The organism is Streptomyces sp. NPDC085481 (genome assembly GCF_044541845.1).
GTDB lineage: Bacteria > Actinomycetota > Actinomycetes > Streptomycetales > Streptomycetaceae > Streptomyces.
On sequence record NZ_JBITTJ010000004.1, the window covers coordinates 75,696 to 99,409 of the forward strand.

General features: G+C 71.5%; 24 protein-coding genes. 14 read left to right on the forward strand and 10 right to left on the reverse strand.

The window, feature by feature from the left end; translation table 11 throughout:
* The first annotated feature begins 11 nt into the window (after nucleotides 1-11).
* From ACIGEZ_RS11250 to ACIGEZ_RS11295, 10 genes are all read left to right on the forward strand, one after another.
* Nucleotides 12-905 carry an N-acetylneuraminate synthase family protein gene (locus tag ACIGEZ_RS11250; protein WP_399828865.1) on the forward strand — a complete coding sequence of 298 codons (894 nt, stop codon included), beginning with the start codon at nucleotides 12-14 and terminating at the stop codon, nucleotides 903-905.
* Nucleotides 902-2,095, forward strand: a complete 1,194-nt coding sequence (locus tag ACIGEZ_RS11255) for a hypothetical protein (RefSeq protein WP_399828868.1) — start codon at nucleotides 902-904, stop codon at nucleotides 2,093-2,095. The genes ACIGEZ_RS11250 and ACIGEZ_RS11255 overlap by 4 nt, the downstream gene beginning before the upstream one ends.
* Nucleotides 2,096-2,211: 116 nt before the next feature.
* Nucleotides 2,212-3,453: an amidohydrolase gene (locus ACIGEZ_RS11260; protein WP_399828870.1), complete on the forward strand. Its 1,242-nt coding sequence runs from the start codon at nucleotides 2,212-2,214 to the stop codon at nucleotides 3,451-3,453.
* 279 nt (nucleotides 3,454-3,732) lie between these two features.
* On the forward strand, nucleotides 3,733-4,791 hold the full coding sequence (locus ACIGEZ_RS11265; RefSeq protein ID WP_399828873.1) for a BMP family protein: 1,059 nt from the start codon (nucleotides 3,733-3,735) through the stop codon (nucleotides 4,789-4,791).
* A gap of 191 nt (nucleotides 4,792-4,982) precedes the next feature.
* Nucleotides 4,983-6,632 carry an ABC transporter ATP-binding protein gene (locus ACIGEZ_RS11270; protein ID WP_399829625.1) on the forward strand — a complete coding sequence of 550 codons (1,650 nt, stop codon included), beginning with the start codon at nucleotides 4,983-4,985 and terminating at the stop codon, nucleotides 6,630-6,632.
* Nucleotides 6,629-7,747 (forward strand): ABC transporter permease, encoded by a 1,119-nt coding sequence (locus ACIGEZ_RS11275; protein ID WP_399828875.1) that lies wholly within the window; start codon nucleotides 6,629-6,631, stop codon nucleotides 7,745-7,747. The genes ACIGEZ_RS11270 and ACIGEZ_RS11275 overlap by 4 nt, the downstream gene beginning before the upstream one ends.
* Nucleotides 7,744-9,006, forward strand: coding sequence for an ABC transporter permease (locus tag ACIGEZ_RS11280; RefSeq protein WP_399828878.1), 1,263 nt, complete (start codon nucleotides 7,744-7,746; stop codon nucleotides 9,004-9,006). The genes ACIGEZ_RS11275 and ACIGEZ_RS11280 overlap by 4 nt, the downstream gene beginning before the upstream one ends.
* The gene (locus ACIGEZ_RS11285; RefSeq protein WP_399828881.1) at nucleotides 9,003-9,407 is read left to right on the forward strand and encodes a cytidine deaminase; all 405 of its coding nucleotides are present in this window, start codon (nucleotides 9,003-9,005) and stop codon (nucleotides 9,405-9,407) included. Before ACIGEZ_RS11280 ends, ACIGEZ_RS11285 begins: the two co-directional genes overlap by 4 nt.
* 94 nt (nucleotides 9,408-9,501) lie before the next feature.
* A complete protein-coding gene (locus ACIGEZ_RS11290; protein ID WP_399828883.1) occupies nucleotides 9,502-10,779 on the forward strand; it encodes a thymidine phosphorylase in 1,278 nt (425 codons plus the stop codon).
* Nucleotides 10,780-10,870: 91 nt separating this feature from the next.
* A complete protein-coding gene (locus ACIGEZ_RS11295; protein ID WP_399828887.1) occupies nucleotides 10,871-11,140 on the forward strand; it encodes an STAS domain-containing protein in 270 nt (89 codons plus the stop codon).
* Nucleotide 11,141: 1 nt separating this feature from the next.
* Here ACIGEZ_RS11295 and ACIGEZ_RS11300 read toward each other — a convergent pair whose 3' ends face one another.
* The 3 genes from ACIGEZ_RS11300 to ACIGEZ_RS11310 all read right to left on the reverse strand — a co-directional run bounded on the left by ACIGEZ_RS11300 (nucleotide 11,142) and on the right by ACIGEZ_RS11310 (nucleotide 14,236).
* Nucleotides 11,142-12,119 carry a sigma-70 family RNA polymerase sigma factor gene (locus tag ACIGEZ_RS11300; RefSeq protein WP_399828889.1) on the reverse strand — a complete coding sequence of 326 codons (978 nt, stop codon included), beginning with the start codon at nucleotides 12,117-12,119 and terminating at the stop codon, nucleotides 11,142-11,144.
* A gap of 92 nt (nucleotides 12,120-12,211) precedes the next feature.
* Nucleotides 12,212-12,907 carry a L,D-transpeptidase family protein gene (locus tag ACIGEZ_RS11305; protein ID WP_399828892.1) on the reverse strand — a complete coding sequence of 232 codons (696 nt, stop codon included), beginning with the start codon at nucleotides 12,905-12,907 and terminating at the stop codon, nucleotides 12,212-12,214.
* Nucleotides 12,908-12,973: 66 nt separating this feature from the next.
* Entirely contained in the window at nucleotides 12,974-14,236 is a 1,263-nt protein-coding gene (locus ACIGEZ_RS11310) for an MFS transporter (RefSeq protein WP_399828894.1), read from the reverse strand.
* Nucleotides 14,237-14,298: 62 nt separating this feature from the next.
* Between ACIGEZ_RS11310 and ACIGEZ_RS11315 the strand changes: the two genes are divergently transcribed.
* Nucleotides 14,299-15,252, forward strand: a complete 954-nt coding sequence (locus ACIGEZ_RS11315) for a LysR family transcriptional regulator (RefSeq protein WP_399828896.1) — start codon at nucleotides 14,299-14,301, stop codon at nucleotides 15,250-15,252.
* 74 nt (nucleotides 15,253-15,326) lie between these two features.
* On the opposite strand, the gene ACIGEZ_RS11320 is transcribed toward ACIGEZ_RS11315, so the two are convergent.
* Together ACIGEZ_RS11320 and ACIGEZ_RS11325 are read right to left on the reverse strand one after the other, a co-directional pair.
* A complete protein-coding gene (locus tag ACIGEZ_RS11320) occupies nucleotides 15,327-16,115 on the reverse strand; it encodes an alpha/beta hydrolase (RefSeq protein ID WP_399828898.1) in 789 nt (262 codons plus the stop codon).
* An 88-nt stretch (nucleotides 16,116-16,203) separates the two neighbouring features.
* Entirely contained in the window at nucleotides 16,204-16,974 is a 771-nt protein-coding gene (locus ACIGEZ_RS11325) for a GNAT family N-acetyltransferase (RefSeq protein WP_399828901.1), read from the reverse strand.
* Between the two features lie 105 nt (nucleotides 16,975-17,079).
* On the opposite strand from ACIGEZ_RS11325, the gene ACIGEZ_RS11330 reads away from it, so the two are divergent.
* Both ACIGEZ_RS11330 and ACIGEZ_RS11335 read left to right on the forward strand, forming a co-directional pair.
* Complete coding sequence (locus tag ACIGEZ_RS11330) at nucleotides 17,080-18,234, forward strand: adenosine deaminase (RefSeq protein WP_399828903.1); 1,155 nt, start codon at nucleotides 17,080-17,082, stop codon at nucleotides 18,232-18,234.
* Nucleotides 18,235-18,421: 187 nt separating this feature from the next.
* On the forward strand, nucleotides 18,422-18,874 hold the full coding sequence (locus ACIGEZ_RS11335; RefSeq protein ID WP_399828906.1) for a hypothetical protein: 453 nt from the start codon (nucleotides 18,422-18,424) through the stop codon (nucleotides 18,872-18,874).
* Between the two features lie 119 nt (nucleotides 18,875-18,993).
* On the opposite strand, the gene ACIGEZ_RS11340 is transcribed toward ACIGEZ_RS11335, so the two are convergent.
* The 5 genes from ACIGEZ_RS11340 to afsQ1 all read right to left on the reverse strand — a co-directional run bounded on the left by ACIGEZ_RS11340 (nucleotide 18,994) and on the right by afsQ1 (nucleotide 22,801).
* Nucleotides 18,994-19,194 (reverse strand): PspC domain-containing protein, encoded by a 201-nt coding sequence (locus tag ACIGEZ_RS11340; protein WP_399828908.1) that lies wholly within the window; start codon nucleotides 19,192-19,194, stop codon nucleotides 18,994-18,996.
* Nucleotides 19,195-19,284: 90 nt separating this feature from the next.
* Nucleotides 19,285-19,800: a VanZ family protein gene (locus ACIGEZ_RS11345; protein ID WP_399828911.1), complete on the reverse strand. Its 516-nt coding sequence runs from the start codon at nucleotides 19,798-19,800 to the stop codon at nucleotides 19,285-19,287.
* A 156-nt stretch (nucleotides 19,801-19,956) separates the two neighbouring features.
* Nucleotides 19,957-20,580 carry a hypothetical protein gene (locus ACIGEZ_RS11350; RefSeq protein WP_399828914.1) on the reverse strand — a complete coding sequence of 208 codons (624 nt, stop codon included), beginning with the start codon at nucleotides 20,578-20,580 and terminating at the stop codon, nucleotides 19,957-19,959.
* Entirely contained in the window at nucleotides 20,577-22,127 is a 1,551-nt protein-coding gene (locus tag ACIGEZ_RS11355) for an ATP-binding protein (RefSeq protein WP_399828917.1), read from the reverse strand. The genes ACIGEZ_RS11350 and ACIGEZ_RS11355 overlap by 4 nt, the downstream gene beginning before the upstream one ends.
* Nucleotides 22,124-22,801, reverse strand: a complete 678-nt coding sequence (gene afsQ1, locus ACIGEZ_RS11360; protein ID WP_399828920.1) for a two-component system response regulator AfsQ1 — start codon at nucleotides 22,799-22,801, stop codon at nucleotides 22,124-22,126. The genes ACIGEZ_RS11355 and afsQ1 overlap by 4 nt, the downstream gene beginning before the upstream one ends.
* A 169-nt stretch (nucleotides 22,802-22,970) precedes the next feature.
* Here afsQ1 and ACIGEZ_RS11365 point away from each other — a divergent pair, with 169 nt between their 5' ends.
* Nucleotides 22,971-23,696, forward strand: a complete 726-nt coding sequence (locus ACIGEZ_RS11365) for a SigE family RNA polymerase sigma factor (RefSeq protein WP_399828922.1) — start codon at nucleotides 22,971-22,973, stop codon at nucleotides 23,694-23,696.
* Nucleotides 23,697-23,714 lie beyond the last annotated feature (18 nt).

The window sequence follows — 23,714 nt, forward strand, 5'->3', positions numbered from 1 at the left end:
GAACCACCATCATGAGCACCCGCCTTCGCACCTTCGGCAGCAAGACCGCCGGCCCGGGCCGGCCCGTCTACATCACGGGCGAGATCGGCATCAACCACAACGGCGACCTGAACAACGCCTTCGCGCTGATCGACGTGGCCGCCGAGGCCGGCTGCGACGCGGTCAAGTTCCAGAAGCGCACGCCGGAGATCTGCACCCCGCGCGACCAGTGGGACATCGAGCGCGACACCCCCTGGGGCCGGATGACCTACATCGACTACCGCCACCGCGTCGAGTTCGGCGAGGACGAGTACCGCCAGATCGACGAGCACTGCAAGAAGCGCGGCATCGTGTGGTTCGCCTCCCCGTGGGACACCGAGGCCGTCGCCTTCCTGGAGAAGTTCGACGTCCCCGCCCACAAGGTGGCCTCCGCCTCCCTCACCGACGACGAGCTGCTGCGCGAGCTGCGCGCCACCGGCCGCACGGTGATCCTCTCCACCGGCATGTCCACCCCGAAGCAGATCCGGCACGCCGTCGAGGTCCTGGGCAGCGACAACATCCTGCTCTGCCACGCCACCTCCACGTACCCGGCCAAGGCCGAGGAGCTCAACCTGCGCGTGATCCAGACGCTGCAGGAGGAGTACCCGAACGTCCCGATCGGCTACTCCGGCCACGAGACCGGCCTGCAGACCACCCTCGCCGCGGTCGCCCTCGGCGCCACCTTCGTCGAGCGCCACATCACCCTCGACCGCGCCATGTGGGGCTCCGACCAGGCCGCCTCCGTCGAGCCGCAGGGCCTGCAGCGCCTGGTCCGCGACATCCGCACCATCGAGACCGCCCTCGGCGACGGCGTCAAGAAGGTCTACGAGTCGGAGCTCGGCCCGATGAAGAAGCTCCGCCGGGTCCAGGGGCTCGTCTCCGCATGACCGGCCAGCTGGCGTTCGTCGAGAGCCCGGTCCAGCTTCTGAACGTCCTGGAATGGGCCTACGCGACGGCCGCGTCCCAGGACACCCCCGCCCAGCTCCAGGGCGTCCCCCGCCAGCCGAACCGCCGCGCCGCCGCCGTGGCGGAGCCCGTTGCCACCACGGGCTCCGCCCGGCCGGCGGGGCCGGTGACCGGGACGGACCTCCCGGACGACGAGAAGCCTGCGGAGGAGCCGCGCAGGGTCGTCCCCGGCCTCACCGTGGTCGTCCTGTCGCCCACCGACCCGATGTCCCGCGGCCAGTTGCGCCGCATGGCCCAGCTGGCCAGGGACGAGGGCGTCACCGTGAAGTGGCACGACGCCCGGCAGGGCAGAGGAGCCGTGGCACGGACGCTCCGCGAGCTCGCGGCGCCGCTGCGCGCCGCGGACCGGGTGATCATCGGGGACCCCTTCTCGCGTTACGTCCAGCTCCTGCTCACCCTCTTCGGCCCCCGCCGGGTCACCGTCGTCGACGACGGCACCGCCACCATGGAGTTCGCCGCCCAACTCGCCCGCGGCGAACGCCTGGTGCGCTGGCACCGGCGGGGCAGCCGGGGCCCGCGCGAGCTGGTGCTCGCCCCGGTCACCTCGCTGGCCCGACGCAAGCTCGCCCCGGGCCGCCGCCGCACGGTGGAGATCTTCACCTCGCTGCCGGTCGAGCCGCCGCCGGGCACCACCGTCCTGGCCAACGACTTCGCCTGGACCCGGTCCCGCTTCGGCCCGCCCCGGATCACCCGCGGCGCCGACCTGGTCGGCACCTCCCTGGTGGAGACGGGCGTCGTCGACCCCGACCAGTACCTGCGGGCCGTGACGGCGCTCGCCGCCGACCACGGGGCCACCCGCTACTTCGCGCACCGCCGCGAGAGCGCCGAGAAGCTGCACCGGATCGCCGTGGAGACCGGCCTCGAGGTGGTCCGCCCGGACCTGCCCCTGGAGCTGATCGCCCGCCGCGGCCCCATCGGCCGCACGGTGGTCAGCTTCCCGTCCACGGTCGTCCACACGCTGCCGCTGGCGCTCGCCGGTACGGGCGTGAAGGTCGCTGTCTGCGAGATCGCCCCGGGGTGGCTGCGGGAGAACGCCTCACCGCGCGCCCAGGGCTTCCTGGCGGGTGTCGCCGGCACCGCCACGGGGACCGAAAGGCTCGAATTCGGGTAAGCGTACCCACACAGCGTGACCGTCATGCCTGGGGAACCGGGATTCTTTCCCCTATCGGGCTGAACTTTTCGTGATCAAGGGCCAGTTGATCTCCACGGGGGCCTACCCTTCAAAAGGTGAACCAGTTGAAGTCCCGAGAGCCCGGCCCCGACGCGGCGCCCGCAGCGCTGCCCGGAACGCTGTCCGAACCCCTGCGTGCCGAACTGATCGCGTTCCGCAGGGACTTGCACATGCACCCCGAGCTCGGCAACCAGGAGTTCCGTACCACCGCCGCGCTCAAGGAGCGCCTGGAGGCGGCCGGCCTCGCACCCAAGGTGCTGGCGACCGGCACCGGACTCATGTGCGACATCGGGACCTGGGACCACGGGCGGCCCATGCTGGCGATCCGCGCCGACATCGACGCGCTGCCGATCCCCGACACCAAGACCGTCGCGTACCGCTCCACGGTGCCCGACCGCGCCCACGCCTGCGGCCACGACGTGCACACCACCGCCGTGCTGGGCGCCGGCCTGGTCCTCGCCGAGCTCGACCGCCAGGGCCGGCTGCCCGCGGCCGTACGGCTGATCTTCCAGCCCGCCGAAGAGGTGCTGCCCGGCGGCGCCGCCGACGCCATCGAGTCCGGGGTCCTGGACGGCGTGGGCCGGATCATCGCCGTGCACTGCGACCCCAAGGTCGACGCCGGCCGGATCGGACTGCGCCCCGGCCCCATCACCTCCGCCTGCGACCGCCTGGAGATCACCCTCGACGGCCCCGGCGGCCACACCGCGCGCCCCCACCTGACCACCGACCTGGTCACCGCCGCCGCCCGGATCGCCGTCGACGTCCCCGCCCTGCTGGCCCGCCGGGTCGACGCCCGCTCGGGCCTCTCGGTCACCTGGGGCCGGATCGCCGCCGGCCACGCCTGCAACGTCATCCCGCAGCACGCCGAGCTCTCCGGCACCGTCCGCTGCCTCGACCTGCCGGCCTGGCGCGACGCCCCCGACCTGGTGCACGCGGCGATCGACGAGATCGCCACCCTGCACCGGGCCAAGTCGACCGTCGACTACGTCCGCGGGGTCCCCCCGGTCGTCAACGACCCGGTCGTCACCGAGCTGCTCCGCGACGCGATGACCGCCCGGCGCGGCCCGTACGCGATCGAGGACACCGAGCAGTCCCTGGGTGGCGAGGACTTCTCCTGGTACCTGGAGCACGTCCCCGGCGCCATGGCCCGGCTCGGCGTCCGGGTTCCCGGCGACACCCGGGTCCGCGATCTGCACGCGGGCGACTTCGACGTGGACGAGCGGGCCATCGCGGTCGCGGTGGAGCTGTTCACGGGCGCCGCCCTCCTGGACGTGGCCCCCAAGCCCCCCAAGCGCTGATTTCCGGCCCGGGCGGTCCGGGCCGGGCGGGGCGGGAGCCCGCTCATCCGTCCGGCCCAGCCCCCGGCGTGTCGCCCCGGGGCCCGGCCCGAACGCCCGTACCAGCGTGTATGACGGGCCGTATCGGGCCGGACGCCGCCGGTGGCCCCCCTGGCCGGTTCGCGACGATCCGATAACGACTCATGAACGGGTCTTTAACTGACATCTACGCGCGTTACGATCGCCGCGAAACCAGCGCCGGAAGAGGCGCTTTCGGTCAGTCTCGAAGGGACCCTCCTCTTGCGCCGGATCACCAGGATCACGACCGTGGGCATCGCCTCCGCGGCGCTTGCCCTTTCCGCCACCGCGTGTGGCAAGTCGTCGACGGACTCGGGCTCCAGCTCCACCTCGAGCGCCGGCGCCACCAAGGCCGCCATCGCGTACGACATCGGCGGCCGCGGCGACCAGTCCTTCAACGACGCCGCCTACGCGGGCCTGAAGAAGGCCGAGGACGAGCTCGGCGTCAAGGGTGCCGAGGCCGAGCCGTCCGAGGGCGAGGGTGACGCCGACAAGGTGCAGCGCCTCACCGCTCTGGCCCGCGCGGGCAACAACCCGGTCATCGGTGTCGGCTTCGCGTACGCGCCGGCCATCGAGAAGGTCGCCAAGGCCTACCCGAAGACCACCTTCGGCCTCATCGACGACACCTCGAAGACCGGCCCGAACATCGCCAACCTCGTCTTCAACGAGGAGCAGGGCTCCTACCTGGCCGGCGTCGCCGCCGCCAAGGCGTCCAAGACCGGCACGGTCGGCTTCATCGGCGGTGTCGAGGTTCCGCTGATCAAGAAGTTCGAGGCGGGCTTCGTCCAGGGCGTGAAGGACACCAACCCCAAGGCGAAGGTGCTCACCCAGTACCTGACCCAGCCGCCGAACTTCGACGGCTTCTCGAAGCCCGACCTCGGCAAGGCGGCCGCGCAGGGCCAGCTCGACAAGGGCGCCGACGTGATCTACGCCGCCGCCGGTCTCGCCGGTTCCGGCGCGATCGAGGCCACCGCCAAGGCCGGCAAGTGGGCCATCGGCGTGGACTCGGACCAGTACAACCAGAAGGGTCTGGCCGCCTACAAGGACCACATCCTGACCTCGGTCACCAAGGACGTCTCCGACTCCGTGTTCAACGTGATCAAGTCGGTCAAGGACGGCAAGCCGCAGAGCGGTGAGATCCGCTACGGCCTCGCGACGGACGGTGTCGGCCTGGCCGCCTCCAACCCGGCGTACACGAAGATGACCGACCTCATCGCCGCGGTGGACAAGGCGAAGAAGGAGATCGTCGACGGCAAGATCACGGTCAAGACCACGCCGTAACGGCGCCAGGGTCACGACCTGAGCCCGCGGGCCCGGCGACGGTGGCAGTCCACCGGAGCCGGGCCCCGGCCCCATTCCCGTACGGGTTTTCAATTTTCGGCAGCGCTACGCGTGTAGATGTCTCGCTGGCACGATAACTTCGCCCCGCCCTGCCCTCCGCTCCCACTCCTTTCGGCCAAGGAGAGTGCGCCATCAACGCGTCCAGCCCCCCTGCCGTAGAACTCCACGGCATCACCAAGCGTTTCCCCGGCGTCGTCGCCAACAGGGACATCGCCATCACCGTCCGCAAGGGCACCGTGCATGCCCTCATCGGCGAGAACGGTGCCGGCAAGTCGACCCTGATGAAGATCCTCTACGGCATGCAGAAGCCGGACGAGGGCACCATCGCCATCGACGGCGAGCGGGTCTCGTTCTCCAGCCCCGGAGACGCCATCGCGCGCGGCATCGGCATGGTGCACCAGCACTTCATGCTCGCCGACAACCTCACCGTCCTGGAGAACGTCGTCCTCGGCGGCGAGAAGCTCTACGGCATCGGTGCCAAGGCCCGCCGGAAGATCCAGGAGATCTCCGACGCGTACGGCCTCGGCGTCCGCCCCGACGCGCTCGTCGAGGACCTCGGCGTCGCCGACCGGCAGCGCGTGGAGATCCTCAAGGTCCTCTACCGCGGCGCCAGGATCCTCATCCTCGACGAGCCGACCGCCGTGCTCGTCCCGCAGGAGGTCGACGCGCTCTTCGACAACCTGCGCGAGCTCAAGTCCGAGGGCCTGACCGTCATCTTCATCTCGCACAAGCTGGGCGAGGTCCTGAAGGTCGCCGACGACATCACCGTCATCCGCCGCGGCACCACGGTCGGCACCGCCGACCCGAAGACCGCCACCACCAAGCAGCTCGCGGAGCTGATGGTCGGCACCGAGCTGCCCTCGCCGGAGACCCGCGAGTCGACCGTCACCGACGTGCCCATGCTCCAGGTCCAGGCACTGACGCTGACCGAGGCCGGCGCCGCTGCCGCCGCCCCGCTCACCTCCGCCGCCCCGCCGGACCCGTCCGGCGCGATCGGGCTCCAGGAGGTCGGCGAGGGCCGCAAGCTCCTCGACGACATCTCGCTCACCATCCACAAGGGCGAGATCCTGGGCATCGCCGGCGTCGAGGGCAACGGCCAGACCGAGCTCATCGAGGCCCTCATGGGCATGAACAACCCCGACGCGGGCGTGATCACCCTCGACGGCCAGGACATCTCCAAGGTCTCGGTGCGCAAGCGCCGCGAGGGCGGCATCGGCTACATCCCCGAGGACCGCCACCGCCACGGCCTGCTCCTGGAGGCCCCGCTCTGGGAGAACCGCATCCTCGGCCACGTCACCGAGGCGCCCAACTCCAAGCGCGGCATCCTCGACCCGAAGGCCGCCCGCAAGGACACCGAGCGGATCGTGCGCGAGTACGACGTCCGCACCCCCGGCATCGAGGTCACCGCGGCCTCCCTGTCCGGCGGCAACCAGCAGAAGCTGATCGTCGGCCGCGAGATGAGCCACGCCCCGAAGTTCCTGATCGCCGCCCACCCCACCCGGGGTGTGGATGTCGGCGCCCAGGCGCAGATCTGGGACGCGATCCGCGACGCCCGCCGCGAGGGCCTGGCCGTGCTGCTGATCTCCGCCGACCTCGACGAGCTGATCGGCCTGTCCGACACCCTGCGCGTCATGTACCGCGGCAAGCTCGTCGCCGACGCCGACCCCGCCACCATCACGCCCGAGGAGCTGGGCTCCGCCATGACCGGCGCGGCCACCGGCCGCCTCGAAGGCTCCGACGAGTCCGCCGCCGAGCACCCCGAAGACGGTGACGCCCGATGATGAAATTCGACAAGGACAAGCTGATCATCGGGGCTGCGGGCCCGGTGCTCGCGCTGGTCACCTCGTTCGTGCTCACCGTGCTGGTGCTGCTCGCCACGGGTCTCGACCCGATCGAGCCGATCCGGATCATGATCGAGAACGCCGGGTTCTCCGACATCCAGGTGCTGATCGTCAACCAGACCGGGATCTACTACCTGGCGGCCCTGGCCGTGGCCGTCGGCTTCCGGATGAACCTCTTCAACATCGGCGTCGACGGCCAGTACCGGCTCGCCGCCATGGTCTCCGCCCTGGTCGGCGCCTCCATCGAGCTGCCCGGCCCGCTGCACATCCTGGTGATCGTGCTCGTCGCGATCGCCACCGGCGCCTTCTGGGCCGGTATCGCGGGCATCCTCAAGACCACCCGCGGGGTCTCCGAGGTCGTCTCGACGATCATGCTCAACGCCATCACCACGGCCCTGGTGGCCTGGCTGATCCTGCCGAAGAACTTCGGTGTCCAGCCCCCCGGCTCCAACAACCTCACCACCGGTGAGATCTCCGAGTCCGGCTGGTTCCCCGGCATCGACATGGGCGAGGGCAGCGGTGTCATCTACGGCTTCACCTTCGTCGCGCTCGCGCTCGGCGTCGTCTACTGGTTCGCCCTCAACCGCACCCGCTTCGGCTTCGACCTGCGCGCCACCGGCGCCAGCGAGTCCGCGGCCCAGGCCAGCGGTGTCGACGCCAAGAAGATGATCCTCACCTCGATGCTGATCTCGGGTGGCCTCGCCGGTCTGTCCGGCATGCCGACGCTGCTCGGCGAGACCCACACGTACAGCCTCGACTTCCCGGTCGGTGTCGGCTTCACCGCCATCACCATCGCCCTGCTCGGCCGCAACCACCCGGTCGGCATCTTCTTCGCGGCCCTCCTTTTCGCGTTCCTGGACAAGGCGTCGAGCGACCTCGACGTCCACGGGTACCCGAAGGAGATCACCAAGATCATGCAGGGCATCATCGTGATCGCCGTGGTCGTCTCCTACGAGCTCGTCCGCCGTTACGGCCTCCGCCGCCAGCAGCAGAAGGTCGGCGAGGAGCTGGCCGCCGGCGGCGCCATCAAGACCGACAAGGAGGTGGCGGCATGAGCACCGGCACCGTTGCCAAGCCGAGCGCCCAGCCGAAGAAGGCCGGCCGCCGCAAGCTGACCTGGCCCTGGATCCTGCTGATCGTCGCGGCCGGACTCGTGCTCTTCTCCATGGTCCGCGCCATCTCCGGGGCCAACGACCTCACCTCGGTCGGCCAGGTCTCCGGCGCGCTCCAGCTCGCCGTGCCGATCGGTCTCGCCGGCCTCGGCGGCCTGTGGTCCGAGCGCGCGGGCGTCGTCAACATCGGCCTCGAGGGCATGATGGTGCTCGGCACCTGGTTCGGCGCCTGGGCCGGGTACCAGTGGGGCCCGTGGACGGGCGTCCTGGTCGGCCTCCTGGGCGGCGCGGTCGGCGGTCTGCTGCACGCGATCATCACCGTCACGTTCAACGTGAACCACATCGTCTCCGGTGTGGCGATCAACATCCTCGCGGTCGGCTTCACCCAGTACCTGTCGAACTTCACGTTCGCCGAGGCCGAGGGCGGCTCGTCCAAGCAGTCCCCGCGCATCGACCAGATCACCCAGATCACCATCCCGGGGCTCTCGGACTGGCTGCAGGACCTCCAGGCCAAGCACTGGTTCCTGATCTCCGACCTGGCCGGCATCCTCGGCGGTCTGGTCACCGACCTGTCGCTGCTCACCGTCGTGGCGATCCTGCTGATCCCGGCCACCTGGTGGCTGCTGTGGCGTACGGCCTTCGGCCTGCGGCTGCGCTCCTGCGGTGAGAACCCGGTCGCCGCGGAGTCGCTGGGCGTCAACGTCTACAAGTACAAGTACATCGCCGTCACCATCTCCGGCGCCCTCGCCGGCCTCGGCGGCGCGTTCCTCGCGATCGTCTCCACCGGCATCTACCAGGAGGGCCAGACCGGCGGCCGCGGTTACATCGGTCTCGCCGCGATGATCTTCGGTAACTGGATGCCCGGCGGCATGGCCATGGGCGCCGGTCTGTTCGGCTTCACCGACAGCCTGAAGCTGCGCGGCGGTGCGGAGAACGTCCACGCACTGCTGCTGCTGGTCGCGATGCTCCTGGTGATCGCCGCGCTGTGGCAGCTGTACAGGAAGAAGTACGTGGTCGCGGCGGTCTCGGCCGGCTTCGCCGCCGGCTTCTTCCTCTGGTACGGGCTCACCGACGAGGTCCCGAGCCAGTTCGTCGACGCCGCTCCGTACGTCACCACGCTGCTCGTGCTGGCCCTGTCGGCGCAGCGGCTGCGGATGCCCAAGGCGGACGGTCTGCCGTACCGGAAGGGCCAGGGCAAGTGACGCCCGCCCGCACCGAGCCGGACTGGGAGCTCCTGCGGGAGACGGCCAGGTCGGCGATGTCCCGGGCGTACGCCCCGTACTCCGGCTTCCCGGTCGGAGCGGCGGCGCTCGTGGACGACGGGCGGGTGGTCTCCGGCTGCAACGTGGAGAACGCCTCGTTCGGTCTCGGTCTGTGCGCCGAGTGCGGTCTGGTCTCGCAGCTCCAGGCGACCGGTGGCGGCCGGCTGACGCACTTCGTGTGCGTGGACGGCAGTGGCGGCCCGCTGGTGCCGTGCGGCCGGTGCCGGCAGCTGCTGTACGAGTTCGGGGGCCCCGAGCTCGTCCTGGAGACGCCCGCCGGGTTCATCACCCTCGCGGAGATGCTCCCGCAGGCCTTCGGCCCGGACCACCTGTCCAAGTAGTACCGAGGAGCGGCCCTTCCGGCACCATGGAGGGGCCGCTCCTGTCTTCCCTTCCCGCACGATCCTCTATGCGCGTAGAAAGAGGCACCATCACATGGACGTCATCTCCGTCATCCGCACGAAGCGGGACAAGGGCGAGCTGAGCCCCGAGCAGATCGACTGGGTCATCGACGCCTACACCCGCGGCGAGGTCGCCGACGAGCAGATGTCCGCCCTCGCCATGGCGATCCTGCTGAACGGCATGAACCGCGAGGAGATCGCGCGCTGGACGGCGGCGATGATCGCGTCCGGCGAGCGCATGAACTTCTCGTCGCTCTCCCGCCCGACCTCCGACAAGCACTCCACCGGCGGCGTCGGCGACAAGATCACCCTGCCGCTCGCCCCGCTGGTCGCCGCCTGCGGCGCGGCCGTGCCGCAGCTGTCCGGCCGGGGCCTCGGCCACACCGGCGGCACCCTGGACAAGCTGGAGTCCATCCCCGGTTGGCGCGCGCTGCTCTCGAACGAGGAGATGCTGCACGTCCTCGACAGCACCGGCGCGGTGATCTGCGCGGCGGGCGACGGCCTGGCCCCCGCGGACAAGAAGCTGTACGCCCTGCGCGACGTGACCGGCACGGTGGAGGCCATCCCGCTGATCGCCTCCTCGATCATGTCGAAGAAGATCGCCGAGGGAACCGGCTCGCTGGTCCTGGACGTCAAGGTCGGCACCGGCGCGTTCATGAAGACCATCGAGGACGCCCGGGAGCTCGCCTCCACGATGGTCGCCCTCGGCACCGACAGCGGCGTGAAGACGGTCGCCCTGCTGACCGACATGTCGACCCCGCTCGGCCTGACCGCGGGCAACGCGCTCGAGGTCCGCGAGTCGGTCGAGGTCCTCGCGGGCGGCGGCCCCCAGGACGTCGTCGACCTCACCATCGCCCTCGCCACCGAGATGCTGGCCGCGGCCGGCATCAAGGACGCCGACCCGGCGAAGGCCCTCGCGGACGGCTCCGCGATGGACGTCTGGCGCCGCATGATCTCCGCCCAGGGCGGCGACCCGGACGCGACCCTCCCGGTCGCCCGCGAGCAGCACGTCGTCACCGCCCCGTCCTCCGGCGTCCTGACCCGCCTCGACGCCTACGACATCGGTATCGCCGCCTGGCGCCTGGGCGCCGGCCGCGCCCGCAAGGAGGACCCGGTCCAGGCCGGCGCGGGCGTCGAGCTGCACGCCAAGCCGGGCGACAGGGTCACGGCGGGCCAGCCCCTGCTGACCCTCCACACCGACACCCCGGAGAAGTTCGACTACGCCCTGAAGTCCCTGACCGAGTCCTGGGACATCGCCCCCGAGGGCACCCCCTTCACGGCGAACCCGATCGTTCTGGACCGCATCGCGTGACCCGCTGATCGCCCCTGATCATGGCGCCGAGCCCGGAGGCTGACCGATCCGGTCGGCGATGAGTTCCGGGGGCGGCGACGGTCTGTCTGGTGTGGAGAGCTCTCGGACCATCGAACTGCGGCTGACCGGGCCGCCCGCCCCCGACGACCTCGGCCGGATCTGCGCGTTCCTGGAGACGGCCGAGCCCGCCGACGTCGTGTGCGACGTCGGCGGGCTCGGCCGGGCCGATCTGGTGGTCGTCGACGCGCTCGCCCGGCTGCGGCTCGCCGCCGGGCGGGGCGGGCACCGGCTGGTGTTCCAGGGCGCCGGGCCCGAGCTGCGAGGGGTGCTGGACCTCGTCGGGCTCGGCGGCCTGCTGTGACTCAGGCTTCCAGGCGGTCCGGGAGCTCGAAGAGCGGGAACCAGCGCTTGGTGTCCAGGAAGAAGTCCATCCCGCCGATCTTCCCGTCGTTGAGCTGGAGCACGATCAGCGCCCACGGCTCGAACCCGCCGTCCGGGACGGGGTGGTAGTGCGCGAAGGCCGGTGAGCCGTTCGCCACGGTCGGGAGCAGCTTCGAGCCGCGGCAGACCTCGCCGACGCCGAGCATCCAGCCCACGATGTCCTCGTGGCCGCGCAGCCACAGGTCGTACGGCGGCATGGACATCGTCGCGTCCTCGTGCAGCAGTGCGGTCAGCGCCTGCATGTCGTACCCCTCGAAGGCCGCCACATAGCGGTCGAGGAGCGCCTTCTGCTCCTCGTCGAGCGGGTTCGCCGCGTCGGAGGCGGCCGGCGCCTGCTCGGCGAGGGTCGCCCGGGCCCGCTGCAGCGCGCTGTTGACCGAGGCGACGCTCGTGTCCAGCAGCTCGGCCACCTCGCTCGCCTTCCACGCGAGGACCTCGCGCAGGATCAGCACCGCCCGCTGCTTCGGCGGCAGGTGCTGCAGCGCGGCCACGAAGGCCAGCCGCACGGTCTCCCGCGAGACCGCCGTCTCCGCCGGGTCGGCCACCGACGGCAGCACCCGGCCGTCCGGCACCGGCTCCAGCCAGGTGACCTCCGGACGCTCGTTGAGCCGGGCCTGGGCGACCGGCGTCGGGTCGGTCAGGTCCATCGGACGCGCCCGCCGGTTGCCCGCGTTCAGCGAGTCCAGGCACACGTTGGTGGCGATCCGGTACAGCCAGGAGCGCAGTGACGAGCGTCCCTCGAAGCCGTCGATGGAGCGCCAGGCCCGCACCATCGTGTCCTGCACGGCGTCCTCCGCCTCGAAGGCGGAGCCCAGCATCCGGTAGCAGTAACCGGTCAGCTCCGTGCGGTACTTCTCCAGCCGGGAGTCCAGGTCCTCGGTCGTCACCACGTCACCCATCGGGTCCACCCCACTCGCCCCTCACCGGCGCCCGATCGGCGACCGATGAGGGGAAGTTATCGCAGGGCACTGACAACCGGGCCCGACTGCCGTCAGGTTCCGGGCTTGCGCCCGTAGACGAACACGTCGTCACCGTTCCTGAGCAGGCTCCAGTACGCCTTGGCGTCCTTGGACGTCATGTTGACGCAGCCGCCCGAACCCGGCGGGTTCCACATGGACTTGGTCGTCGAGTGGAAGGCCTGGCCGCCGTCGAAGAACTGCGAGTACGGCATCGACACGTGGTACAGCGTCGACCAGTGGTTGATGTTGCGCCAGTAGATCTTCTTCGCGCCGGTACGGGTCTCCGTGCCGTCCTTGCCGGTGCGCACCGGCACCGGGCCGTACTTCAGCCGGGACCCGTCCTGGATCCAGCTGAGCTGCCTGGTCAGGTCGACACAGGCGATCCGGCCCTTGTTGGTCGGACACTTGCGGTCCTTGTTGGGATTGCTCCCGGCCGCCTTCTGCGCCAGCATCGTCGACATCGTGCGCCAGGTGATCGTCCCGGCGTACCCCTGCGTCGGCGTGATCCCGTGCTTGGCCTGGAAGGCCTGGATGGCCTTGCAGTCGGCGAGCGACTGCCGCCCGTCGACCGTCCGCCCCAGGAACTTCTCCACCTGCTTCTGGTACGGGCCGGTCGTCACATTGCAGGACGCCGCCTGCGCCGGCGCGGCGGCGAGCGCCACCGTCATCGGTACCACCAGTGACGTGACGGCGAGGCCGATGCCGGCTCTCCTCCGTATCGCATTCATGATCGTCAACTCCCCCTTGAGTCCTGACCTGTACGACGCTCGGGGGAGCCGAAGGGTTGCAGTACGTCAGCAGGCGGCGAGCAGCTTGTGGCGACGCGCCTCGACCCGCGCGCTGTGCGTGCCGTACAGCGTGATCGACACGACGCCGAGCACCGCGACCAGGCCGATCAGGACCGTCCCCGCCCAGCCGCCCGCGTGGAAGGCGATCGCGCCGAGCGTGCCGCCCACGCTGCTGCCGACGTAGTACGCGGACTGGTAGAGCGCCGAGGCCTGCGCGCGGCCCGTCTTCGCGGTACGGCTCACCGAGGAGGAGGCGACCGCGTGCCCGGCGAAGAAGCCGGCCGTGATGAGGACCAGACCCGCCAGCACCGCGGGCAGCGCGTCGGCGAGGGAGAGCAGCAGACCGGCCGTGGTCGTGGAGACGGCGAGGTACAGCGCCCCGCGCCGGCCGAGCCGGCCGACCAGCTTGCCGGCGGCGGCCGAGGAGACCGTACCGACCAGGTAGATCAGGAAGATCGAGCCGATCACGCCCTGCGGGAGGGAGAACGGGGCCTCCACCAGGCGGTAGCCGATCACCGTGTACACGGCCCCGAACACCGTCATGAACAGCGCGCCGATCGCGTAGAGCCGCATGAGCAGCGGGTCGGCGAGGTGGCTGCGGACGGTCCTGACCAGCTCCCCCGGGTTCAGCGAACCGGGCGTGAAGTGCCTCGCCTTGGGCAGCAGCGCCCGGAAGGCGACCGCGCAGAGCAGGGCCATCAGGCCGACGGCCGCCAGGGCCGCCCGCCAGCCCCAGATCTGGGCCACCCAGCCGGTGACGATCCGCCCGCTCATGCCGCCGATGGAGTTGCCCGCCACGAACAGACCGATCGCGGCGACCAGCGCCTTCGGCCGCACCTCCTCGGCCAGGAACGCCATCGCCGAGGCCGGCACGCCGGCCAGCGCCGCGCCCTGCACCGCGCGCAGCGCGACCAGGACCTCCAGGTTCGGGGCGAGCGGGACGAGCAGACCGACGACGACGGCGACCACGAGCGAGACCGTCATCATCGAGCGCCGCCCGACGCGCTCGGACAGCGCGCTGAGGGGGAGGACGCACAGGGCGAGCGCGCCGGTCGCGGCGGAGACCGTCCAGGACGCGGCCGACGCGGTGGCGCCGAACTCGGCCGAGACGGCGGGCAGCAGGGCCTGGGTGGAGTAGAGGAGGGCGAAGGTGGCCACTCCGGCGGCGAAGAGCGCGAGGCTCATCCGGCGGTAGCCGGGGCGACCGGGGGAGAGGCGGGAGTCGGCGGCCGGGCTGGTGACGGCCGCCTTGGTACTGGCGGAAGGCATGTCTCGAACGTAGGACGCCCTGCTTCATGCGTCCAATGCACGGAACTGCTGTAATCGTTCCCATGGTGCATGAGTACAGGTCACAGCCTCGTCTGTCACCGAACAGTAACGAAGAAGACATGGGGCTGCTGCTCGCGCCCCGGCTCGCGTACTTCGCCGCCGTCGCCCGGCACGAGCACGTGACCAGGGCCGCGGCGGAGATGGGCGTGCCGCAGTCGACGCTCTCGCGGGCGATGGTCCGGCTCGAAGACGACCTCGGCGTCGCCCTGTTCGCCCGCCGCGGCCGCACGGTCTCGCTCACCCCGGCGGGCCGCCGCTTCCTGTCCGCCGCCGAGCGGGCGCTCGCCGAGGTCGAGCGGGCCGCCGACACCGTACGGGCCGACGCCGACCCCACCGCGGGCCGGGTCGCCTTCGGCTTCCTGCACACCATGGGCTCCGAGACCGTGCCCGGACTCATCCGCGCCTTCCGCGTCGACCACCCCAGGGTCCGCTTCACCCTGGTGCAGAACTACGGCGAGGCGATGATCGAACGGCTCCGGGCCGGCGACCTCGACCTGTGTCTGACCTCGCCGGTTCCCGACGCCCCCGACCTGGTCGCGCGCCGCCTCGACGAGCAGCGGCTGCGGCTCGTGGTGCCCGACGACCACCGGCTCGCCGGCCGCAAACGGATCCGCCTCGCGGAGGCGGCGGACGAGACCTTCGTGACCCTGGAACCCGGTTACGGGCTGCGCCGCATCACCGACGACCTGTGCGCCCAGGCCGGCTTCACGCCCCGCATCGCCTTCGAGGGCGAGGAGGCCGAGACCCTGCGCGGGCTGGTCGCCGCCGGCCTCGGCGTCGCCCTGCTGCCGCCGCCGGCCGTGGCGCGGCCGGGCGTCGTCGAACTCGGCGTGACCTCGCCGCGCGCGGTCCGCGAGATCGGCGTGGCCTGGCTCGACGGCCACCCGGACACACCTCCGGTGGCCGCCTTCAAGAAGTTCCTGCTCGGCAAGCGGGGCAGCCTGATCCCGGAGTGACCGGAGACGCCCCGGCGCACCGCGCCGACCGCTGCCGTGCCGACCGCTGCCGCCCACCGCTGCGGCGCCGACCGCTACCGCGCCGTCCGGTCCCGCAGCGAGCGCCCGAACCCCGCCGCCAGCGGCATCCGCAGTCCGAGGGGCGGCGGCGCGGCCATGGCGTCCGCGAGGGGGCGGGTCGGGGCGTGGGCGAAGAGGGCCGAGAGGACGAAGTCGGCGGCCAGGGCGCGGACTTCCTCGTGGTACTGGCGCAGCGCGTGCCCGTCCGCGTGCACCTCGAAGCGGCAGGTCTCCCGGTTGGACTTCTTGGCCCGCTCCGCGTAGCGGTACGACAGCTCGGGGTCCGTACGGGCGTCGTTGGTGCCGTGCACGATCAGCACCCGCCGGCCCACCAGCTGCCGCACCGGCTCCGGCTCGGCCGCCCGGTCGTCCTCCGGCAGCCAGGGCGCGAGCGCCAGGACCGCCGCCACCGCCGTGTGCCCGCCCGCCCGCAGGGCCGCCCTGGCCCCCATCCCGCGGCCCACGAGACAGACCGGGACGTCGCCGTAGCGCCGTACCGCCTCCGAGACCGCCCAGGAGGCGTCCTCGGCCAACTGGGCGTCCGTGCCGTTCCAGCCGCGGCCCCGGTAGCGCACCGCGTGCGTGACGAGGCCGTCCGCCCGCCCGGCGCGGGCCAGCCGCCGCCCCAGTGGCAGCGCCGCCGCGTGGGCCAGGACCGAGGGTCCGCGGCCGGACGCGGGCTCGCCGTCCGGGAGCAGCAGGACCACCCCTCCGGCCTCGGTGACCGGGTTCGTCGCTCCGACGGGCCGCCCGAGCCGGGGTCTCCGGGAGGCGGTCGTCCCCACGAGTGCGTAGTGCGCCATGGCAGAACAGTCTCAGAAGCCGAGGTGTACGCCATCCGTACGTGCGGTCACTGTTACGTATCGCCCGTCGCCCGAACGGCCGCGTCCGCTACACCCGTTCGAAGCAGTGGATGCTGCCCACGGTGGCGAAGCCGCGCCGCTCGTACCAGTACCGCGGCCAGTCGTCGGCGAGGGCGGTCAGGAAGACGGTCGTGCACCCCGCGTCGGCGGCCATGCGCAGCGCCGTGTCCAGGACCACCCCGGCATGCCCCCTGCCGAGGTACGCCTCCGCCGTGACCAGGTCCTCGATCTGGGCCACGCCGGAGGCCGGGTCCACGTACAGGTCGGCCCAGGACGCCGGCTCGCCCCACTCGTCGTGCGAGGCGAGGAAGCGGACGTCGTCGGCGCCCCGGCGCCGGGCCGCCCGCCGTTCCACCAGGGCCCGCACCACGTCGTCGTCGGCGTCCGGCAGGAAGCGCCGGGAGCTCTCGGTCAGCGCGCCGCGCAGCGTCGCCAGGTCCACCTCGCGCGCCCCGCCGAGCTCCGGCACCGGGCCGTCGTGCCGCATGACGAGCACGGTCTTGCAGGCGTAGCCGGCCCGGTCCAGCGGCCCCGCGCAGGCCTCGGCGGTGGCCGTGTCGGGGATGTACACGGCGCGGTGCGACAGGTGGGCCATGGCCTCGTCGACCCGGGCGGGCAGCGCCTCGGGGTCGGTCTCGCCGTCCACCAGGACGTAGTTGTTGCCGTACGACAGCGCGTAGGTGTCGTCGAGCGCGGCGAACCCGCCCGGGAACTCCACCGTGCGCTCGGCCTGCCTGCGGGTGAAGTCGGACAGGAAGCCGTGGATCCGGCGCAGTTCGGGGTCGCTCGCGGAGGTCATGCCGACAAGCTAGGCCGCCCGACGGCAGACCCGCACCTGAAAATGCGCCCTCCGGATACGGCGCCACGGGGCGCGCTCTACGCGCGTAGGGGCTAGAGTGCGGCAATGACGAGCCAGATCCCCAACATCCCCACCGCGGACCAGATCCGGCGTGCCCCGAAGGTGCTCCTGCACGACCACCTCGACGGCGGACTGCGCCCCGGCACGATCATCGAACTCGCCCAGGCGCAGGGGTACGACAGCCTCCCGGAGACCGAGCCCGACAAGCTCGGCATCTGGTTCCGCGAGGCCGCCGACTCCGGCTCACTCGAGCGCTACCTGGAGACCTTCGCGCACACCTGCGCCGTCATGCAGACCCGCGAGGCCCTGGTCCGGGTCGCGGCCGAGTGCGCCCTCGACCTCGCCGAGGACGGCGTCGTCTACGCCGAGGTCCGCTACGCCCCCGAGCAGCACCTGGAGGCCGGTCTCACCCTCGAAGAGGTCGTCGAGGCGGTCAACGAGGGCTTCCGCGAGGGCGAGCGCCAGGCCAGGGCGAACGGCCACCGCATCCGCGTCGGCGCCCTGCTCACCGCGATGCGGCACGCCGCCCGCGCCCTCGAGATCGCCGAACTCGCCAACCGCTACCGCGACAGCGGCGTCGTCGGCTTCGACATCGCGGGCGCCGAGGCCGGCTTCCCGCCCACCCGTCACCTCGACGCCTTCGAGTACCTGAAGCGGGAGAACAACCACTTCACGATCCACGCCGGCGAGGCCTTCGGCCTGCCGTCGATCTGGCAGGCCCTGCAGTGGTGCGGCGCCGACCGCCTCGGCCACGGGGTCCGGATCATCGACGACATCGAGGTCGCCGACGACGGTTCGGTCGTGCTCGGCCGGCTCGCCGCGTACGTGCGCGACAAGCGCATCCCGCTGGAGATGTGCCCCACCTCCAACCTGCAGACCGGCGCCGCCGCGTCGTACCGGGAGCACCCCATCGGGCTGCTCCGCAAGCTGCACTTCCGGGCGACGGTCAACACCGACAACCGGTTGATGAGCGGCACCAGCATGAGCCGGGAGTTCGAATTCCTTGTCGAGGCATTCGACTACACGCTCGACGACATGCAGTGGTTCACGGTCAATGCGATGAAATCAGCGTTCATTCCTTTCGATGAACGTCTTGCGATGATCAATGAGGTCATCAAGCCTGGATATGCCGAGCTCAAGTCCGAATGGCTGTTCCAGCAGACGGCCACGACCAGCGAGTCTTCCCGCCAGTCGGGATGACCGCGCTCCTCGGGAGAATCTCCGTCGCGGCCGGGCGCACCACGCCCGGCCGCATTTCGGTGTTTGCGGCCGGGGCTTTCGCTGATTAGCTTGCGTAGCCGCTCTGCATTCCCTGAAATTCCCCTGCTCTTCGGGCCCCTCTCCGATGCCCCGAGAAGCACCTGAGACTCCTGAGGAAGATTTTCTGATGAAGCAGTCTGCCGCCAAGACGCTCGGTGTCGCCGCTCTGGGTGCCGCTTTCGCCGCTGCCGCCGCCGGTACGGCCACCGCCGCCCCCGCCGCGCTGCCGGTCGGCCCGGACGTGCTCGGCGTCGTCACCGGAGTCGTGCCGCTCGGCGACGACCTGACCGAGCTCCCCGCGGGCGCCGCCGAGGCCGTGGCCGGTGGCGAGGGTGCCCTCGGCCTGGGCGCCGACCAGGGCGTGAAGACCCTCCCGGCGGTCGCCGACCAGGGCGTGAAGACCCTCCCGTCGGCTGCCGACCAGGGCGTCAAGGCCCTCCCGTCGGTGACCGACCAGGCCACCCAGGTCCCGCTCGACGGCGTGCAGAGCGGCCTGGGCGCCACCCCGCTCGGCCAGGCCACCGGCCTCCTCGGCGGCCTGCCGCTGAACGGCCTCCCGCTGAACGGCCTCGGCGTCTGAGTTCGCCGTACGAACGCCGTACGCATGCCCTGCGCATGTCCTACGCATGCCGTACGAACGCCTGAGGGCGCCCCCTCCCCGACCGGGGAGGGGGCGCCCTCAGGCGCGTACGGATCCGGCTACCAGGCCGTGCTCGGCGACTTCTCCGACGGCAGCAGCACCCACAGCGCCAGGTACAGCAGGAACTGCGGGCCGGGCAGCAGACACGAGGCCAGGAAGATCACACGCATCGTCGTCGCGGAGATGCCGAAGCGCCGGGCCAGCGCCGCGCACACTCCGCCGATCATGCGTCCGTCACGGGGGCGGGCGAGTGCGGCCATGGTGGGCTCCTTCGGAGTCTGGCGGGGGCCGCTTCCCGGGCCCCCGTTCTGTCTCCATACTCGCCCCGGACCGGGGGACAAAGCGTCGGTCTACGGGGCGATCCCGACCCTGGGAATCGTCGGGGTCGCCCCCTGAAGGGACCGCTCCCGCCTCCTCCCCGAGGAGGACCCCGCCTGCGACCTGCGGCGCAGCCGCGCCCGCCCGGCCGGCACCACGAGCAGATGGGCGAGCGCCACCCCGGTGGTGTTCAGGAGCACCGAGTCCACGTCCACGACCTGCCCGGGCACCGCCGTCTGCAGCAGCTCGACCGCGAGCGACACCAGGGCCCCCGCCGCCGTCGTACGGGCCAGGGACGCCCAGAACGAGACGGTGAGCCGACCGTCGGCCATGGGCAGCAGCACCCCGAGCGGGGCGAGCAGCAACAACCCCAGGCCGATCCGCCGGGTCGCCTCGGCCGCACCGAGCGCCAGATCCCCCCGGATCCCCGCCAGCGGGGTCAGGTTCGGCGCGGTCACCCAGGCCACGTCCCGTGCCCGCAGCGTCACCCAGGCGACGAGCAGCAGATGCGCGAGGAGAAGGACGAACCCCGCCACGCGTACGACCATGGCGGCACTGCCGCCCGAACCGCCCGAACCTTGACGCTGCACGCCCCCCAAGACGCACGCCCCGGCGGAATCGGTTCCGCCGCATCCCGACCGGGATCAGGAGAAGTCGTGATCAGGGAGCCGTGATCAGGGAAGCCGTGATCAGGGAGGCCGGGATCAGGAGGAAGCCGAAGCGGCCGCAGTCGCCGCAGCCGACGGCACCGCCGACCCCGGGCGCTCCTTCAGCTCCTGCGTACAGCGGTAGCGCCGTGGCTCGTACGCACCGGGGCCGCCCAGGACGACCGAGTCGCCGCTCAGGCCGACCGAGCTCTCCGCGAACGTGCACACGATCTGCGCGAGCGCCGTCGGCGGCAGGTCCTCCGGCTGGCGGCTCAGCCGCAGCGCGCCCGACGGATCGCCCCGGTAGCCGGCGACCACCTTCAAGGGCTCCCGCACCGCGGTGGAGAACCCGGCCTCCTGCTCGGCGTCCGACGGCTCGCCCGTCAGCTGGGAGAGCAGCGCCGCGGCCGTCCGCACCGGATCCCCCGCGGCCTTCTCCTCCGGCAGCGGCGAGCGGCGCTCCACCGGCTCCAGCTGCGCCCCGCACAGCAGGTACACCCGCAGCGGCACACCCGGCGTCCCCGGCGCGGACTCCGCCCCCGGCACGCTGCACGGCACCCGCGAAGGCGCCGCTCCCGCGTCCACGGGCACCGAGGTCGTCCTGATCCCGCAGCCGGAGACCAGTACGGAAGCGAGGACGGCGCCCAGGGCGAGCACCGCACCCGTACGGCGACGTCTCAACTCTCCTCCACCTCGCCCTGACTGCTGCGGGTCTGCAGCCCCGGCTCGATCCCCGAGGCGTCGCGCGGCAGCCGCAGCACGAACACCGCGCCGTCCACCCGCCCTTCCTCGTCCGTCGAGTTGGCGGCCGTGATCGAACCGCCGTGGATCAGCGCGTTCTCCATCGCGATCGAGAGGCCCAGACCGCTGCCCTCCGACCGCGGCCGGGAGGCGCTCGCCTTGTAGAAGCGGTCGAAGACGTGCGGCAGGACCTCGACGGGGATGCCGGGCCCGTGGTCGCGCACCGCGATCACCAGGTCCTCGCCGGCCACGGGGTCCTCGCTCGGCTCGGTCCGTACCGACACGCGCACCGGCGAACCGCCGTGCTTGAGCGCGTTGCCGATCAGGTTCGCCAGGATCACGTCGAGCCGGCGCGGGTCGAGCCGCGCCACGATCCCGCGCTCGGCGTCCAGGTCGACCGCGTCCAGCCAGGCCCGCGCGTCGATGCAGGCGGTGATCTGGTCGGCGATGTCCACGTCGTCGAGCACCAGACGGGCGGTGCCCGCGTCGAAGCGGGTCACCTCCATCAGGTTCTCCACCAGGTCGTTCAGCCGGCGCGTCTCGCTCACCACGAGCGCCACCGCCGGGGCGATCATCGGGTCGAGGGTGTCCTGCTCGTCCTCCAGGACCTCGGTCACGGCGGTCAGTGCGGTCAGCGGGGTGCGCAGCTCGTGCGACATGTCGGCGACGAAGCGGCGGCTCGCCTCCTCCCGCGCGCTCATGTCGGCGACCTTCTTCTGCAGCGACTCGGCCGCGCTGTTGAACGTCCGTGAGAGATCGGCCAGTTCGTCGGTGCCGGACACCCGCAGCCGGGTGTCCAGCTTGCCCTCGCCGAGCTGCCGGGCCGCCTCGCCGAGCCGGTGCACCGGCCGCAGCACGGTCGTCGCCGCGACCTGCGCGAGCAGCACGGAGCCGATCACCGCGAGCCCGGTGGCGATCCCCAGGGACCAGCCGAGCGAGTTCAGGTCGGCCTTCTCCGCCGCCAGCGACTTGAACATGTAGCCGGTCGGCCCGCCGCCGTCGATCCGCGTCCCGCCCACCAGATAAGGCGTCGAGCCGCGCTGCGTCCGCTGCCAGAACAGGTGGTACGGGTAGGCGTTGGCGTCCGTCACCGGCCGCTTCGTCGCCACCGCGGTCTGCAGCGGGCGCGGCACGTCCGCGAGCGTGAAGACGTCCGGATCGGACGCGCCCACGATCGGCTTTCCTGCGGCACGCTCACCGATGAGCAGCACGCTGTAGCCGGCGCTGCCGCTCGCCATCTGCTCGGCGGTGCGCCGCAGCTCCTCCTCGGTGGGACGCGGCGGCAGCGCCGCCGCCCGGTTCTGCATCTCCTGCCGGAAGTCGTTGAGCGCCCCGTCCTGGGTGCGCTTGAGCACGGCCTCACGGTTCAGCCAGTACGCGATGCCCGAGGCCGACACGGCCGCGGTGAGCGCGACCAGGGCGAAGACGACGACGAGCCGGAGCCGCAGGCTGGTGAACCTCAGCACCGTGATGATCCCTTTGCTCACGCAGGGACGTCCAGCCGGTAGCCCACACCTCGTACGGTACGGATCAGGGTCGGCGAGGACGGCACGTCCTCCACCTTGGCGCGCAGCCGCTGCACACAGGCGTCGACCAGACGCGAGTCGCCCAGGTAGTCGTGCTCCCACACGAGCCGCAGCAACTGCTGGCGCGACAGGGCCTGTCCGGGCCGCCGGCTCAGCTCCAGCAGCAGCCGCAGCTCGGTCGGGGTCAGCTGGAGGTCCTCGCCGTTCTTCGTCACGGTCATCGCCGAGCGGTCGATCACCAGCGACCCGAAGGCGGCCGAGTCGGTGGACTCCCGCTCGCCGCGCCGGAGCACCGCACGGATCCGGGCGTCGAGCACCCGGCCCTGCACGGGCTTGACCACGTAGTCGTCGGCACCGGACTCCAGGCCCACGACCACGTCGATGTCGTCGTTGCGGGCCGTCAGCAGGATGATCGGCAGCTGGTCCGTACGCCGGATCCGGCGGCACACCTCGAAGCCGTCGATGCCGGGCAGCATCACGTCCAGCACGACCAGGTCGGGCCGCTGTTCCTTCAGCAGCTTCAGGCCGTCCTCGCCCGTCGCCGCGGTGGCCACACGGTGGCCCTGGCGAGACAGGGAGAGTTCGAGGGCCGTGCGGATGGCGTCGTCGTCCTCGATCAGCAACAGGAAAGGCACGGCCTCATTCTGTCCCATGCGCCCGTCGAGTTCGACCGTCCGGCCCTGCTTCCCTTCCCCCCTCCGCCTGTGACACGCCTGTGACAGTCGGCGGACACCGCCATGAAGTGGGCCGGGCAGGCTTTTCGACATCAAGGACCTACGAACTCCAACCGACGGGGGGCGCGAGATGAACGCACTGCACAGCACCACCTCAAGCGCAGTTGTCACGCGTCTCCACGACGTCACGCGGAGCTCGGAGAAGTCCGGCGCGGTGAACGGGCGGGGGTGCGTTCGCAGTGTCGGACGTCAGCACAAGGCGACGCCGTACATGGTCGCCGTGGCTGACGGGGGAGCGGCGTACGGGGAGGTCACGGGGGAGCGCTCCGGTTGTTCGGAGGCCGAGTTCACGGCCTACGTCCAGGAGCGCCGGGCCTCCCTGTACGCCACCGCCTACCACCTGACCGGTGACCGCTTCGAGGCCGAGGACCTGCTCCAGAGCGCACTCTTCTCCACGTACCGCGCCTGGGACCGGATCAGCGACAAGGCCGCGGTCGGCGGTTATCTGCGCCGCACCATGACCAACCTGCACATCAGCGCCTGGCGCAGGCGCAAGCTCAACGAGTACCCGACCGAGGAGCTCCCGGAGACGGTGGGCGAGACGGACGCGATGCGGGGCACCGAACTGCGCGCGGTTCTCTGGCAGGCGCTGGCCCGTCTGCCCGAGCTCCAGCGCACGATGCTGGTGCTGCGCTACTACGAGGGCCGGACCGACCCGGAGATCGCGGAGATCCTGGACATCAGTGTCGGCACGGTGAAGTCGAGCATCTGGCGGTCGCTGCGGCGACTGCGCGAGGACGAGGTGCTGAGCTTCGGCCGTGACGAGGAGGAGTCCTTCGGCGAGCTGGTGGCCTGAAGGGCGGCACGGGGGAAC

What these genes read in the sequence shown, in the direction of transcription:
- ACIGEZ_RS11345 (WP_399828911.1), bottom strand. Translation starts at nt 19,800, where the DNA reads ATGGTCGTACGCGTGGCGGGGTTCGTCCTTCTCCTCGCGCATCTGCTG.
- ACIGEZ_RS11290 (WP_399828883.1), top strand. Translation starts at nt 9,502, where the DNA reads ATGGACGTCATCTCCGTCATCCGCACGAAGCGGGACAAGGGCGAGCTG.
- ACIGEZ_RS11365 (WP_399828922.1), top strand. Translation starts at nt 22,971, where the DNA reads ATGAACGCACTGCACAGCACCACCTCAAGCGCAGTTGTCACGCGTCTC.
- ACIGEZ_RS11330 (WP_399828903.1), top strand. Translation starts at nt 17,080, where the DNA reads ATGACGAGCCAGATCCCCAACATCCCCACCGCGGACCAGATCCGGCGT.
- ACIGEZ_RS11310 (WP_399828894.1), bottom strand. Translation starts at nt 14,236, where the DNA reads ATGCCTTCCGCCAGTACCAAGGCGGCCGTCACCAGCCCGGCCGCCGAC.
- ACIGEZ_RS11320 (WP_399828898.1), bottom strand. Translation starts at nt 16,115, where the DNA reads ATGGCGCACTACGCACTCGTGGGGACGACCGCCTCCCGGAGACCCCGG.
- ACIGEZ_RS11255 (WP_399828868.1), top strand. Translation starts at nt 902, where the DNA reads ATGACCGGCCAGCTGGCGTTCGTCGAGAGCCCGGTCCAGCTTCTGAAC.
- ACIGEZ_RS11280 (WP_399828878.1), top strand. Translation starts at nt 7,744, where the DNA reads ATGAGCACCGGCACCGTTGCCAAGCCGAGCGCCCAGCCGAAGAAGGCC.
- ACIGEZ_RS11340 (WP_399828908.1), bottom strand. Translation starts at nt 19,194, where the DNA reads ATGGCCGCACTCGCCCGCCCCCGTGACGGACGCATGATCGGCGGAGTG.
- ACIGEZ_RS11335 (WP_399828906.1), top strand. Translation starts at nt 18,422, where the DNA reads ATGAAGCAGTCTGCCGCCAAGACGCTCGGTGTCGCCGCTCTGGGTGCC.
- ACIGEZ_RS11305 (WP_399828892.1), bottom strand. Translation starts at nt 12,907, where the DNA reads ATGAATGCGATACGGAGGAGAGCCGGCATCGGCCTCGCCGTCACGTCA.
- ACIGEZ_RS11315 (WP_399828896.1), top strand. Translation starts at nt 14,299, where the DNA reads ATGGTGCATGAGTACAGGTCACAGCCTCGTCTGTCACCGAACAGTAAC.
- ACIGEZ_RS11250 (WP_399828865.1), top strand. Translation starts at nt 12, where the DNA reads ATGAGCACCCGCCTTCGCACCTTCGGCAGCAAGACCGCCGGCCCGGGC.
- ACIGEZ_RS11325 (WP_399828901.1), bottom strand. Translation starts at nt 16,974, where the DNA reads ATGACCTCCGCGAGCGACCCCGAACTGCGCCGGATCCACGGCTTCCTG.
- ACIGEZ_RS11300 (WP_399828889.1), bottom strand. Translation starts at nt 12,119, where the DNA reads ATGGGTGACGTGGTGACGACCGAGGACCTGGACTCCCGGCTGGAGAAG.
- ACIGEZ_RS11275 (WP_399828875.1), top strand. Translation starts at nt 6,629, where the DNA reads ATGATGAAATTCGACAAGGACAAGCTGATCATCGGGGCTGCGGGCCCG.